Source organism: Nonomuraea sp. NPDC005730 (assembly GCF_040630865.1).
Taxonomy (GTDB): domain Bacteria; phylum Actinomycetota; class Actinomycetes; order Streptosporangiales; family Streptosporangiaceae; genus Nonomuraea.
In genome coordinates, this window is sequence record NZ_JBEXYK010000114.1 from 1 (window position 1) to 13,702 (window position 13,702).

The 13,702-nt window shown below is 74.4% G+C and carries 11 protein-coding genes; 3 read left to right on the forward strand and 8 right to left on the reverse strand.

Annotated features, from left to right (window positions below):
* The first annotated feature begins 154 nt into the window (after positions 1-154).
* The 3 genes from ABZ444_RS50550 to ABZ444_RS50560 all read left to right on the forward strand — a co-directional run bounded on the left by ABZ444_RS50550 (position 155) and on the right by ABZ444_RS50560 (position 5,511).
* On the forward strand, positions 155-1,339 hold the full coding sequence (locus tag ABZ444_RS50550) for an amidohydrolase family protein (protein WP_358012376.1): 1,185 nt from the start codon (positions 155-157) through the stop codon (positions 1,337-1,339).
* Complete coding sequence (locus ABZ444_RS50555; protein ID WP_358012379.1) at positions 1,336-2,598, forward strand: M20 family metallopeptidase; 1,263 nt, start codon at positions 1,336-1,338, stop codon at positions 2,596-2,598. Before ABZ444_RS50550 ends, ABZ444_RS50555 begins: the two co-directional genes overlap by 4 nt.
* A gap of 111 nt (positions 2,599-2,709) precedes the next feature.
* Complete coding sequence (locus ABZ444_RS50560) at positions 2,710-5,511, forward strand: glycoside hydrolase family 2 TIM barrel-domain containing protein (protein WP_358012382.1); 2,802 nt, start codon at positions 2,710-2,712, stop codon at positions 5,509-5,511.
* A 63-nt stretch (positions 5,512-5,574) separates the two neighbouring features.
* On the opposite strand, the gene menC is transcribed toward ABZ444_RS50560, so the two are convergent.
* The 8 genes from menC to ABZ444_RS50600 form a co-directional block, all read right to left on the reverse strand.
* Positions 5,575-6,675, reverse strand: a complete 1,101-nt coding sequence (gene menC / locus ABZ444_RS50565; RefSeq protein WP_358012385.1) for an o-succinylbenzoate synthase — start codon at positions 6,673-6,675, stop codon at positions 5,575-5,577.
* Positions 6,676-6,806: 131 nt separating this feature from the next.
* The gene (locus ABZ444_RS50570; RefSeq protein WP_357976614.1) at positions 6,807-7,361 is read right to left on the reverse strand and encodes an acyclic terpene utilization AtuA family protein; all 555 of its coding nucleotides are present in this window, start codon (positions 7,359-7,361) and stop codon (positions 6,807-6,809) included.
* 70 nt (positions 7,362-7,431) lie between these two features.
* The gene (locus tag ABZ444_RS50575) at positions 7,432-9,009 is read right to left on the reverse strand and encodes a Na+/H+ antiporter (RefSeq protein WP_358012388.1); all 1,578 of its coding nucleotides are present in this window, start codon (positions 9,007-9,009) and stop codon (positions 7,432-7,434) included.
* A 47-nt stretch (positions 9,010-9,056) separates the two neighbouring features.
* Complete coding sequence (locus ABZ444_RS50580; protein ID WP_358012391.1) at positions 9,057-10,085, reverse strand: M24 family metallopeptidase; 1,029 nt, start codon at positions 10,083-10,085, stop codon at positions 9,057-9,059.
* Positions 10,082-10,984 (reverse strand): ABC transporter ATP-binding protein, encoded by a 903-nt coding sequence (locus ABZ444_RS50585; protein WP_358012394.1) that lies wholly within the window; start codon positions 10,982-10,984, stop codon positions 10,082-10,084. Before ABZ444_RS50585 ends, ABZ444_RS50580 begins: the two co-directional genes overlap by 4 nt.
* On the reverse strand, positions 10,984-11,778 hold the full coding sequence (locus ABZ444_RS50590; protein WP_358012397.1) for an ABC transporter ATP-binding protein: 795 nt from the start codon (positions 11,776-11,778) through the stop codon (positions 10,984-10,986). Before ABZ444_RS50590 ends, ABZ444_RS50585 begins: the two co-directional genes overlap by 1 nt.
* Positions 11,775-12,635: an ABC transporter permease gene (locus ABZ444_RS50595; protein WP_358012400.1), complete on the reverse strand. Its 861-nt coding sequence runs from the start codon at positions 12,633-12,635 to the stop codon at positions 11,775-11,777. Before ABZ444_RS50595 ends, ABZ444_RS50590 begins: the two co-directional genes overlap by 4 nt.
* Complete coding sequence (locus ABZ444_RS50600; protein WP_358012403.1) at positions 12,632-13,654, reverse strand: ABC transporter permease; 1,023 nt, start codon at positions 13,652-13,654, stop codon at positions 12,632-12,634. Before ABZ444_RS50600 ends, ABZ444_RS50595 begins: the two co-directional genes overlap by 4 nt.
* Positions 13,655-13,702: the final 48 nt, after the last annotated feature.

Consider the following 13,702-nt stretch of genomic DNA (forward strand, 5'->3'; position numbering starts at 1 on the left):
CTGGCACAACGATCACACCGGACAGCCGATCAAGAGATCACTCACCCGCTACGACCACTGATCACCCCGACCCCTTGGACTCAACCATCTAGGCGAGGCGCCGGATCAGGGCGGGGTGGTTCATCCGCGCGCCCACGGGGGAGTAGATCTCTCCGTGACCGACGTGTACGCCACCGCCGCCGACCTCGACCTCGCCCCGGCCGGGTTCGTCCGGGCCATCGAGGAGCTGCCGCTGGTCGACCAGCACGTCCACGGCGTGGTGCCGCGCGACCTGTCGCGCACCGCGTTCGAGGAGCTGATCACCGAGTCCGACCGGCCGGTGCCGGAGTGGATGACGCAGTTCGACTCCCAGACCGGGTACGCCATCCTGCGCCACTGCGCGCCCGTCCTCGGCCTCGAACCGCACTGCACGCCGGAGGAGTACCTGGCCAGGAGGGCCCGGCTGGGCGCCGGCGAGGTGAACCGGCTGCTGCTCGGCGCCGCCAACGTGGCCCACTACCTGGTCGAGACCGGCTACCGGGGCGAGGAGCTGGTGGGCCCGTCCGGCATGGCGGAGCTCACCGGCGTGCCGGCCGACGAGGTGGTGCGGCTGGAGACGGTGGCCGAGCAGGTCGCGGCCGGCGGCTGCGCGGCCTCCTCGTTCGCCGACGCGTTCGCGCGGGAGCTGTGGGAGCGCACCGGCAGCGCGCGCGGGCTCAAGAGCGTCGCCGCCTACCGCCACGGCCTCGACCTCGACCCCGAGCCGCCGAGCCGGGCCGAGGTCACCGAGGCGGCCGGGCGCTGGCTCGGGTCCGGCGGCGGTAAGCTGACCGAGCCGGTGCTGCTGCGGCACGTGATCTGGGCCGGGATCGAGCGAGGGTTGCCGATCCAGTTCCACACCGGCCTCGGCGATCCCGACCTCGACCTGCGCCGGGCCGACCCGCTGCTGCTGCGCGGCCTCGTCGAGCGCGCGGAGCCGACCGGGGTGCCGCTGGTGCTGCTGCACTGCTACCCCTTCCAGCGGCACGCGGGGTTCCTCGCGCAGGCCTATCCCAACGTCTACTTCGACGTGGGGCTCGGCGTGACCTACACCGGGGCCCGCAGTGTGGCGCTGGTGGCCGAGAGCCTGGAGCTGGCGCCGTTCGCCAAGATCCTGTTCTCGTCCGACGGGTGGGGGCCGGCCGAGCTGCACCACCTCGGCGCGGTGTTGTGGCGGCGGGCGATGGCGCGGGTGCTCGGCAGGCTCGTGCTGGACGGCGAGTGGTCGGCCGAGCAGGCGATGCGGGTGGCGGCGATGGTCGGGGCGGACAACGCGCGACGCGTCTACGGACTGGGAACACGGGAGGAGAGCACGGGGTGAACGACTTCGGGGGCCGTACGATCAACAGGCCCGTCGACGGAGCCGTCATCGGGACCGGCGCCGCGGAGAGCGCCGCCTACGCGGCGCTGCGGGAGGGCCTGCGGCGGGAGCTGCCCGCGGCGCAGGCGCTGCGCCGCGAGCTGCACGCGGCGCCCTGCCTGTCGGGCCAGGAGGGCCCGACGCTGGCCCGGCTGCTCGACGCGCTGCCCGCCGGGGAGGTCGAGCACGTCGCCGGCACGGGCGCGGTCCTGCGCGTCGGCGGTCCGGGCCCGGCGGTCGGCGTACGCGGCGAGCTCGACGCCCTGCCGCTGACCGAGCGCACCGGCGCCGAGTGGGCCGCCCCCGAGGGCGCGATGCACGCCTGCGGGCACGACGTGCACATGGCGGCCGTGGTCGCCCTGGCCAGGACCCTCGACCGGCTCGGCGCCGACCCGCCCCTGCTGGTCGTGCTGCAACCGCGCGAGGAGGGTTTCCCCTCCGGCGCCTCCGACGTGGTGGGGTCGGGCGCGCTGCACCGCCACCGGGTCGGCGCCATGATCGGCGCGCACGTGCAGCCCCTGCTGGCGGAGGGCACGGTCGCGTCCGTGCCGGGCGCGGTCAACGCCTCCTCCGACGAGTTCAGGGTGGTCGTCAGGGGAGCGGAGGGCCACGCCGCCTACCCCCACCTGACCAGGGACCCGGTGGTGGCCATGGCGCAGGTCATCGTGACCGCCCAGCAGGTCGTCAGCCGGGTCGCCGACCCGATGACGCCCACCGTGGTCACCTTCGGCACGGTCAACGCCGGCACCGCGCCCAACGCCGTCCCGGGCGAGGCCGTGGCCCGGGGGACCCTCCGGGCGATGTCCGAGAACTGGCGCCAGGAGCTGCACGAACGGTTCACCCAGGTGGTCGAGGACGTCGCCAGGGCATGCGGCTGCGTGGCCGAGGTGACGATCCTGCCGGGGGAGCCGGTGCTGGTCAACGACACCGGGCTGGCCGTACGCGCCGGCGGGCTGCTGCGCGGCCAGGGCTGGACGGTGGACGGCGGGCTGCGCTCGTGCGGTGCCGACGACTTCTCCCACTACGCCTCGGTGGCGCCGTCGCTCATGATGTTCGTCGGCGTGGACACCGCCGCCGGCCTGCACACCCCCGAGTTCCTGCCGGGCGACGCGGCCGTGGGCGCGGTGGCCGAGAGCCTGCTGGCCGGCTACCTCGCGGCCGCCTCCGCGCTGCCCGGCCCCGCCGGCGCGAACGGGATCCTGTTCTCCAGGAACGCCTGAGACCGGGCCCCTGCCGCGTCCATTCCTCCAACAACCACGGCAGGGAAGTCCAAGCACCACCAGACGGGGCATCGCTGACGAAACCACCATCAACCCCTACTGTCGGAAGGGATGGATCTCGAAACCTTCGCCCCCGGTTCGGGCCGTCTCGAACCCCGCGCGGCACTCCGCTCCGACGCTCCCGCCCTCGTCCTCGACGGCCTGTGGCGCTTCCGGCTCTCACCCGTGGCCGACGTGCCCGACGACTTCGCCCGGCCCGGCTTCGACGACTCCGCCTGGGACGAGCTGCCGGTGCCGGCCCACTGGCCCCTGCACGGCCACGGCGCCCCCGCCTACACCAACGTCTCCTACCCCTTCCCCGTGGACCCGCCGCACGTCCCGGACGAGAACCCGACCGGCGACTACCGGCGCGCCTTCGACCTGCCGGACGGCTGGAGCGGCGGCCGGCTGCGCTTCGAAGGCGTCGACTCCTTCGCCAGGGTCTGGCTGAACGGCCACGAGCTGGGCTTCTCCACCGGCAGCAGGCTGCCCGTCGAGTTCGACGCCGGGCCGTGGCTGCGTCCGGGACGCAACGTGCTGGCCGTGCGCGTGCACCAGTGGTCGGCCGCCAGCTACCTGGAGGACCAGGACATGTGGTGGCTGCCCGGCATCTTCCGGGACGTCACCCTCACCCGGTCGGCCGCCGACGTGTTCGTCCACGCCTCCCACGACGGCCGGCTGTCCTTCGAGGCCGCCGCGGGCCTGCTGAGCATCCCCGAGCTCGGCGTGCGCGACCTGGAGCCCGGCGTCGAGATCACCGTCGAGGCCGAGCCGTGGACGGCCGAGACGCCCCGCCTATACGAGGCCGTCCTCACCACACCGCACGAGACCGTACGGCTGCGCGTCGGCTTCCGCACCGTCTCCGTCGAGGACGGCGTGCTCCTGGCCAACGGCCGCCCGCTGCTGCTCAAGGGCGTCAACCGGCACGAGTTCCATCCCGACCACGGCCGCGCGGTCCCCTACGAGACCATGCGCGATGACGTGCTGCTCATGAAGCGGCACAACGTCAACGCCGTCAGGACCAGCCATTACCCGCCGCACCCCGACTTCCTGGACCTGTGCGACGAACTGGGCCTGTGGGTCGTCGACGAATGCGACCTGGAGACGCACGGCTTCGGCCAGGTCGGCTGGCGCCGCAACCCCACCGACGACCCGCGCTGGGCCGACGCCCTGCTCGACCGCATGCGCCGGATGGTCGAACGGGACAAGAACCACCCCAGCGTCATCATGTGGTCGCTCGGCAACGAGGCGGGCGCCGGCCGCAACCTCGCCGTCATGGCCGGCTGGACGCGCGAGCGCGACCCGTCCAGGCCCCTGCACTACGAGGGCGACTGGTCGTGCGCCCACACCGACGTCTACTCGCGCATGTACGCCACCCACGCCGAGGTCGAGGCCATCGGCCGCGGCGCGGAGGAGCCGCTCGACGACCCCGCCCTGGACGCGCGGCGGCGCGCGATGCCGTTCCTGCAGTGCGAGTACGCCCACGCCATGGGCAACGGGCCCGGCGGCCTGGCCGAGTACCAGGAGCTGTTCGAACGTTTCCCGAGGCTGGCCGGCGGGTTCGTGTGGGAGTGGATCGACCACGGCCTGACCGATCCCCGCCACGAGTACGCCTACGGCGGCGACCACGGCGAGCCCGTGCACGACGGGAACTTCGTCATCGACGGGCTGGTGTTCCCCGACCGCACGCCCTCCCCGGGCCTGCTGGACCTGAAGAAGGTGTTCGAGCCGGTGCGGTTCGAGTTCGGCGACGGCGTCGTGCGGGTGGTCAACCGGCACGACTTCCGCGACCTGGCCCACCTCGCCTTCGAGGCCGTCGTCGAGGACGACGGGCGACCGGTCGCGCGCTTCCCCCTGGCGGTGCCGTCGTCCGGCGGCGAGGTGAAGCTGCCCGCGCTGCCCCCGCCGCCGGACGGCGCGGGGGAACGCTGGCTCACCGTCCGCGCGACCCTGGCCGGCGACCAGCCGTGGGCCCCCGCGGGCCACGAACTCGCCTGGTCCCAGACCCGCCTGCCGAGCCCCGCCCTTCCCGCAGCCGCCGTCGGCACGGGAGCACGACCGGAGACCTCCGGCGGGCGGCTGACGCTGGGCGGCGGCGAGTTCGACCCGCGCACCGGCCGCCTGCTGCGCCTGTTCGGCCTCGACGTCGAAGGCCCGCGCCTCGACCTCTACCGCGCCCCTACCGACAACGACCGCTACGGCGGCCTGGGCCGCAGGTGGCGTGAGCTCGGCCTGCACCGCCTCACCCACCGCGTGGACGGCGTGCGGACCGGTGCCGGCCTCACCGTCCGGACCAGGGTCGCCCCCGCCGCCACCGACCTCGGCATGCGCGTCATCTGGACGTGGACCGCGCCCGGCGGCGACGCCCTGGACCTGACCGTGGACGTCGAGCCCGAGGGCGAGTGGCCCGACCCGATCCCGCGCCTCGGCGTCCATCTGGTGCTGCCCGGCGAGCCGGCCCACGTCACCTGGTTCGGCCGGGGGCCGGGGGAGGCCTACCCCGACACCGGCCTGGCCGCCCGCGTGGGCCGCTGGAGCGCCACGATCGACGACCTCCAGACGCCCTACGTCCACCCGCAGGAGAACGGCCGCCGCGCCGACGTGCGATGGGCCGAGTTCGGCGGGCCGGCCGGGACGCCCGGGTTCCGGGTCGCGGGCGACCCGGCGTTCGGGCTGACCGCGCGCCGGTGGAGCACCGCCGAGCTGGAGGCCGCCCGCCACCGTCCGGACCTGGTGCCCGGCGACCGGGTGCACCTCCACCTGGACCTCGCCCAGCAGGGCATCGGCACCGCCACGTGCGGCCCCGGCGCCCTGCCCCGGTACGACCTGCACGCCGCCCCGGCCACTCTGCGCCTGCGCTTCACCCGGTCCTGACCCCGCAGGGCGCCGGCCGGGGTCCCGCGACCCCGGCCGGCCCCGCCCTCCAGGACGGGCGCCCTACAGCGGGATCCACTCCGTGGCCGTCGTGACCTCCTCCAGCAGGGACGGGATCGGCTCGACGCCGAGCCCCGGGCCCGTGGGCACCTCCAGATGGCCGTCCACCAGCTCGAACGGCTCGGTCACGTCGGTCGCGAAGTAACGGCGCGACCCCGAGGTGTCGCCGGGCAGCGTGAAGCCCGGCAGCGCCGCCAGCGCCACGTTCGCCGCCCGCCCGAGACCGGTCTCCAGCATGCCGCCGCACCACACCGCCACGCCGTTGGCCCGGCACAGGTCGTGGATGCGCCGCGCCTCCAGGTAGCCGCCGATGCGGCCCGGCTTGATGTTGATGATCGAGCACGAGCCGAGCTCGATGGCGGCCGCCGCGTGCTCGGCCGACTCGATGGACTCGTCCAGGCAGATCGGGGTGCGCAACTGGCGGGCCAGCCTGGCGTGCTGGACGAGGTCGTCGTTGGCCAGCGGCTGCTCGATCAGCAGCAGGTCGAACGCGTCGAGCCGGGCCAGCCGGCGGGCGTCGGCCAGCGAGTACGCCGCGTTCGCGTCCACCTGGAGCAGCAGGTCGTCGCCGAAGCGCTCGCGCACCGCGCGCACCGGCTCGACGTCCCAGCCGGGCTCGATCTTCAGCTTGATGCGGACGTAACCCTCCTCGACGTAGCCCGCCACGGCGTCGAGGAGCTGCGGGATCGAGTCCATGATGCCCACCGACACCCCGCACGGCACCCGGTCGCGGGCCGCGCCCAGGAAATGGCCGAACGACTCGCCGGCGGCCCGCAGCTGCGCGTCCAGCACGGCGGTCTCCAGCGCGGCCTTGGCCATGCGGTGGCCCTTGATCGGTTCGAGGGCGCGGCCGACCCCGTACGCGTCCAGGGTCGTCGGCAGGGCGGGCAGCAGGAACCGGCGGATCACCTCGGCGGCGCCGTCGACGTACTCGGAGGAGTAGAGCGGCTCTGACATGGCCACGCACTCGCCCCACCCCTCGGCGTCGGGGGTCACCACCCTGACCAGCAGGACGTCCCGGGCGGTCTCGGTGCCGAACGACGTGCGGAACGGCGCCACCAACGGCATCGCGATCCGGCGCAGCTCTACTCCTGTGATCTTCACACTCTCTCCAACTCGGTCGGCGCGCAGGTGCTCCCTGGCGACCGTACGACATGCGGCGACACCAGGGTTCGTGCCGGGCCACCAAAGGCCGGCGGTTCTTCGTCGCCGAGCCCCAGAGCCCCGGGACGGCCTCAGACGACGATGCCGGGGGTGCGGGCGATCCGGATCCGGCACGGCGTGTCCTCGCTGAGCCGAACCGCCTCCAGCGGCACCGTCACCTCCGGCGTGCGGTAACGGCCGCCGGAGAACGCCGCCGCCAGGCGGGCGCGTACGGACTCGGCCGGCATCTGCCCGTCGATGGAGCTGGTGCCGTCGCGCCCGATCTCCGCCACGCACGCGCCCGGCTGCGTGGCCAGCGCCAGCCCGGCCACCGTCGCCCCGGCGAGGGCGGACACGTCGCGCCTGGTCCAGCCGTAGTGCCACATGCCGGCCGCCACCACGGGCGCGGCCGGGCAGGCGGGCTCGGTGATCACCACGTCGAGCCCCTGGAGCAGGGCGGCGGCGATCTGTTCGGCGCCCCTGAGCGCCCCGGACCCGATCCGCAGGCCGGGCAGCTCGGGCAGCGGGCCGCCGAGCGTGTAGATCAGCTTGATGCCGGTGGTGAAGGGGCCCGGACCGCTGTCGTGCCAGCCACAGGCCACGACGCCGACCGACGGGGCGGCGCCCAGCGTGCCGATCCGCAGCATAAGGAAATGACTACCCTCCGCGGCCCCCGGTCACACACCGTCAACCCCTCGGGCGGCGGATCCTGGCTGGTCAGCGCATGCTCCGGGCGTCGAGGGCGCGCAGCACCCGGGAGACCACCTGGGGGTCGGCCCGCGGGTCGCGGCGGGCGTCCAGCACGGCCTGCCGGGCGGCCGACATCATCTCCTCCTGCACCCGCCGCACCAGCCGGGCCCGCTGCGCCCGCTGCTCGAACGCCTCGCGCCGCTCGTCGTCGGCGGCCTCGGGGCTGATCCGCAGCCCGAGGTCCATCATGCGCCGGCCGAGCAGCTCGACCACCTCCTCGGGCAGGTCCTCGGCCTCGTCGATCTCCCGCAGCCGCCGCTTGGCCGCGTGGGCGGCCCGGATCGCCAGGCGCTTCTCCAGGTCGCGTTCGGCCGCCGTGTCGGCCTTGACGCCGAGCCGCGCCACCAGCCACGGCAGCGTCAGCCCCTGCACCACCAGCGTCACCAGGATGACCGCGAACGCGATGAACACGATCACCGCCCGCTGCGGGAACGGCCGCCCGTCGTGGATCCGCAGCGGGATGGCCAGCGCCAGCGCCACGGACGCCACGCCGCGCATGCCCGCCCACCACATGACGACGGTCTCGCGCCAGCTCATCGGCACCTCGGAGTCCTCGCGCCGCCCCTTCTTGGCCAGCCACGCGGCCGGCAGCAGCCACAGCAGCCGGACCACCACGACGACGCCCACCACGGCGGCGCTCCACCACAGCACCGCGCCGAACCGCCCGTGGACCGTGCCGAACACCGTGTGCAGCTCCAGCCCGATCAGCCCGAACGCGACCCCCGTCACCAGCGTGTCCACCACCTGCCAGAACGTGGCCGAGGCGAACCTGCCGAACACGTCGTCGGCGTCCCACACGCGGTCGCTGAGGTAGAAGGCGGTGGTCAGCACGGCCAGCACGCCCGACCCGCGCAGTTCGTCGGCCACCGCGTAGCTCACGAACGGCACCACCAGCGACAACCCCACCTGCAGCGTCGCGTCGCCCAGCAGCGCCATCAGCTTCCCGGCCGCCCAGCCCAGCGCGAACCCCGCCGCCACGGCCACCACCGCCGACAACACGAACTCGCCCAGCGCGCCCGGCCAGGAGAACACGCCCGTCACGACCGCCGCGACCGCCACGTGGTAGAGCACGATCGCCGTCACGTCGTTGAACAGGCCCTCGCCCTCCAGCAGCGACACCATGCGCCGCGGCAGGCCCAGCCGCCCGGCCACCGCCGTGGCCGCCACCGGGTCGGGCGGCGCGACCAGCGCGCCCAGCGCCGCCGCTGCCGCCAGCGGCAGGCCGGGGACGAGCGCGTGCGCCGTGGCCGCCACGGCCGCCGTCGTCACGAACACCAGCGCCACCGCGAGCAGGAAGATCGGCTGCCAGTTCGCCGCGAACTGCCGCCACGACGTACGCCGCGCCGCCGCGTACAACAGCGGCGGCAGCAGCAGCGGCAGCACGATGCCCGGCGGGATGTCCACGTTCGGCACGAACGGCAGCACCGCCAGCAGGATGCCCAGCAGCGTCATCAGCACCGGCGCGGGCAGCCCCAGCCGCTCACCCAGCGGGACGGTGACCAGCGCGCCCAGCAGCACCAGCATGAGCAGCACGAACTGGTCCACGACGCCCCCCCGGTGATCGTCGTCACCCAGCGTAAGCGCAGGCCGCCTCAGCGGTCGAGGACGTGCAGCGTGTGCGGCCGCGTGCCCAGCGGCACCGGCTCGGCGGCGGTGCAGGCCACCACGTCGGCCACCCGGGCGCCGAACAGGTCGGGCACGTAGATGGCCGGTTCCAGGCAGACCGTCATCCCCGGGGCGAACACCGCGTCCTCGCCGGCCCGCGGCCCCTCGTCGTGGCCGAGGCCCACGCCCCGGCCCACGTGCGGGGCGGCGAAGCGGCCGTACCCGCTGGCGTCGATGACCTCGTGCACCGTCCTGGCCAGCTCCGCGAACGGGACCGACGGCCGCAGCGCCGCCAGCGCCGCCCGGTGGGCGGCCAGCACCACCGAGTACATCGCCTCGTAGTCCTCCGGCGGCTCGGCGACGGCGAACACCCGGCCCGCCTCGGCGCAGTAGCCGTCCCAGCGGCCGCACACCGACACCAGCAGCGCGTCGCCCGGGTTGATCACGCGTCCGCCCGGCACGTGCTCGGGCCGCGCGGTGTGCTCGCCCGCCGACACGCGCAGCGAGATCACCTCCTCGCAGCCCGACTCCAGGGCCAGCAGCCGCAGCCGGCGCGCCATCGCCCGCTCGGTCGCGCCGAACCAGGCCAGCTCGGCCGCCTGCGCCAGCACCGCCTCCGCCGCCGCGACCGCCCGGCCGAGCGCCGTCAGCTCGGCGGGGTCCTTGCGCAGCCGCAGCGGCGCCAGCACCGCGGAGGCGGGCACCAGCTCGGCGGCGATCGCCAGCCGGAACAGCTCGCTCGCCCGCATCTCCGGGTCCACCCCCACCCGGCGCGCGGCGGCGGGCACCAGGCCCGCCGGGTCGCGGGTCTCGACGACCGCCTCGGCCGTCACCACGAGGAACACGCCCGGCCCGGCGCCGCCGTCCTGCGGCCCGGAGCCCTCAGGGTAGACGGTTTCGGGGGAGGCACTGAGGAACCGGAAGTCGGGCGAGGGCCGCAACACCAGCACGTCGATGCCCTCCTGGGCCATCGCCCGCCGCACGGCCGCCACCCGCGCGGCGTGGCGCCGGCTCACGCCGGCTCGTGCAGCCAGCAGGCGACCGGCCCGAAGTCCGGCTCCTTCTCGCGGCACACCTCCATCACCAGCGGGCAACGCGGGTTGAACCGGCACCCGCCCGGCGGGTTCGCCGGATCGGGCACGTCCCCGGCCAGCTCGGCGGGCAGCACGCCCATGCCGTCCGGCTTGGGGATGGCCCCCAGCAACGCCTTGGTGTAGGGATGTTTCGGGTCGTCCCACACCTCGGCCGTCTCGCCCACCTCGACGATCTTGCCGAGGTACATGACGGCGATCCGGTCGGCGATCAGCCGCACCACCGACAGGTCGTGGCTGATGAACAGCAGCCCGGCCCCGGAGTCCACCGCGAGGTCGCGCATCAGCCGGGCCACCTGGGCCTGGGCGGAGGCGTCCAGCGCGGAGATCGGCTCGTCGCCGATGAGCAGCCGCGGCCGTGCCGCCAGCGCCCTGGCGATCGCGATGCGCTGCCGCTGGCCGCCGGAGAACTCGTGGGGGTGCCGTCCGGCGAACTCGCGCGGCAGGCCCACCCGCTCCAGCAGGTCGGCCGGGTCGGTACGGCTTTCGCCCGCGGTGCGCAGGCCGTCGGCGATCTGGTCGCCCACCCGGCGCCGCGGGTTCAGCGACGCGTACGGGTCCTGGAACACCATCTGGATGCCCGTGAGCTGCCTGCGCCGCAGGCCGAGCGGCGTGACCTGCTGCCCCTCGAACGCGATCGACCCGTGGGTGACCGGGTTCAGCCCGCAGACCGCCCGCGCCAGGGTGGACTTGCCGCACCCCGACTCGCCGACCAGGCCCACGACCTCGCCCGCCCGTACGGTCAGGCTGGCCCCCGCCACCGCCCGCACCACCGGACGCCCGGGGGAGCGGTGTTCGACGACCAGGTCCTCGATGTCCAGCATCAGCCCTCCACGTCCGGAGCAGAATCAGGCACAGAATCAGGAAGCGAGTCCAGCAGCGCGCGGGTGTAGGGGTGCTCGGGGTCGCGCAGCACCCGCCCGCGCGGCCCGGTCTCCACGACCAGGCCGTCCTTCATCACGCTCACCTCGTCCGCGACCGCCGACATGACGCCCAGGTCGTGCGTGACCAGCAGCACGGCCAGGCCCAGCTCGTCGCAGAGCCCGCGCAGCAGCCGCAGCACGCCCGCCTGCACGGTCACGTCCAGCGCCGTGGTCGGCTCGTCGGCGATCAGCACCTTGGGCGAGCAGGCCAGCGCGACGGCGATCGCGATGCGCTGGCGCATGCCGCCGGAGAACTGGTGCGGGAAGCGCCCGTACGCCTCCTCGGCGCCCGGGATGCGCACCTTGCCCAGCAGCTCGACCGCCCGCGCCTTCGCCTCGGCCTTGCCCAGGCCCAGGTGGTGCCGCATGTGCTCGGTGAGCTGCCGGCCGATCGTGAGCATCGGGTGCAGGCTGGTGGCCGGGTCCTGGAACACCATGGCGACCTCGCCGCCGCGCACCTGGTTGAGCTCCTTGGGCGGCAGCGTGAGCAGGTCCCGCTCGCCGAGCCCGATCCGGCCCGTGACGCGCGCGCCGTGCGGCAGCAGCCCCAGCACGGCCAGGCCCGTCATCGTCTTGCCCGACCCGCTCTCGCCGGCCAGGCCGTGCACGCGCCCGGCGGCCAGCTTCAGGTCGACGCCGCGCAGGATCTCCTTGCCGCCGATCGACACCTTCAGGTCGGTGATGTCCAGCGTCACAACGCACGCTCCTTGATCGCGCGGGCCGTCCGCGGGTCGAGCGCGTCCCGCAGCGTGTCGCCGAGGAAGTTGAACGCCAGCACCACGGTCAGGATCGCCAGGCCGGGGAACGTCGCCACCCACCAGCTGTCGAAGACCTCCACGCCGGAGGCCACCATCGCGCCCCACTCGGGGGACGGCGGCTTGGCGCCCAGGCCCAGGAACGACAGGCCGGACAGCAGCAGCAGCGCGGTGCCGATGTCGAGCGTGGCCAGCACCAGGATCGGGCCGGTCACGTTCGGCAGCACGTCCACCCGCAGCGAGCGCCACACCGAGAAGCCCAGCAGCCGGCCGCTCAGCACGAACTCCCGCTCGCGCACGCCCAGCACCAGCCCGCGGGTGACGCGGGCGTAGGCGGGCCAGGCCACCACCAGCACGGCCAGCACGGCGTTGCCCAGGCTCGCGCCCAGCGCCGCGGCCACCACCATGGCCAGGATCACGGTGGGGAACGCGAACACCAGGTCCGCGATCCGCATGATCGTCTCGCCGACCCACTTGCCGAAGTACCCGGCGCACGCCCCCAGCAGGCCGCCGACCAGCACCGACAGCACGACCAGCAGCAGCGTCAGCGGGATCGACACCCGCGCGCCGTACATGACGCGGCTCAGGATGTCGCGTCCGAGCTGGTCGGTGCCGAACCAGTGGCCGGGCCCCGGGGACGCCAGCCGCGGCAGGTCCTGGGCCAGCGGATCGTGCGGCGCCAGCCACGGCGCGGCCAGCGCGATCACCAGCCAGGCCACGGCCAGGACGGCGCCCGCGACGGCCAGCGGCTGCCGCCACGCCTCGGGCAGCCTGCCCAGCAGACCCTTGCCTCTCATTGCAGCCTCACTCGGGGATCGATGACGCCGTACAGCACGTCCACGATCAGGTTGATGACCAGGTAGACCACGCCCACGACCAGGCCGACGCCCATCACGGCGGGCAGGTCGAGGCTGGTGGCGCTCTTGTAGGCGTACTGGCCGACGCCGGGCCAGGCGAAGATCGCCTCGACCAGGACGGTGCCGGACAGCAGGCTGCCGAAGGCCAGACCGGCCACGGTGATGATCGGGACCAGCGCCGAACGCAGCACGTACCTGAACAGGATCACCCGGCCCGGCAGCCCCTTGGCGCGGGCCGCCCGGACGTAGTCCTGGCCCAGCACCTCCAGCACCGCCGAACGGGTGAAGCGGGTCAGCAGGCCGATCGTGTACAGCGCCAGCACCAGCGCGGGCGTGATCAGGTGGCCGACGGCGGAGGTGAAGATGTCCCACCGGCCCGCCAGCAGCGCGTCGACCGTCTGCAGCCCGGTCACCGCCGGCGCCGAGCCGAGCGCCGCGTCCACGCGACCGCTGCCCGGCGTGATCTGCAACCGGAAGAAGAACACGTAGAACGCCACCAGCGCCAGCCAGAACGTCGGCACCGAGATGCCGATCAGGCTGACCAGCCGCAGCACGTGGTCGGACAGCCGGTCCCTGCGCAGCGCGGCGACCACGCCGAAGGCCACGCCCAGCACCAGCGAGATCAGGATCGCCGCGCCCGCCAGCTCCAGCGTCGCCGGGACGAACTCGGCCAGGTCCTGGCCGACCGGGCGGTGGCTCTGCTGGCTGGTGCCCAGGTCGCCCTGGACCAGGCCCTGGAGGTAGATCGCGTACTGCTGCCACAGCGGCTTGTCCAGGCCGTGCTCGGACCGCCACTGCGCCACGATGGCCGGGTCGCCCAGCGCCCGCTGGCCCAGGTTGGCGGCCACCGGGTCGCCGGGCACCAGGTTCGTCAACAGGAACGTGACGAGCGTGATGCCCCAGGCCAGCAGCACGGCGATGAGGATGCGCCGGATGAGGAAGCGCGCCAGCGGGTGCACACCCCGCCGCGGCGGCGGGCGGGCGGGGGGGGGGGGGGGCGGGGTGCC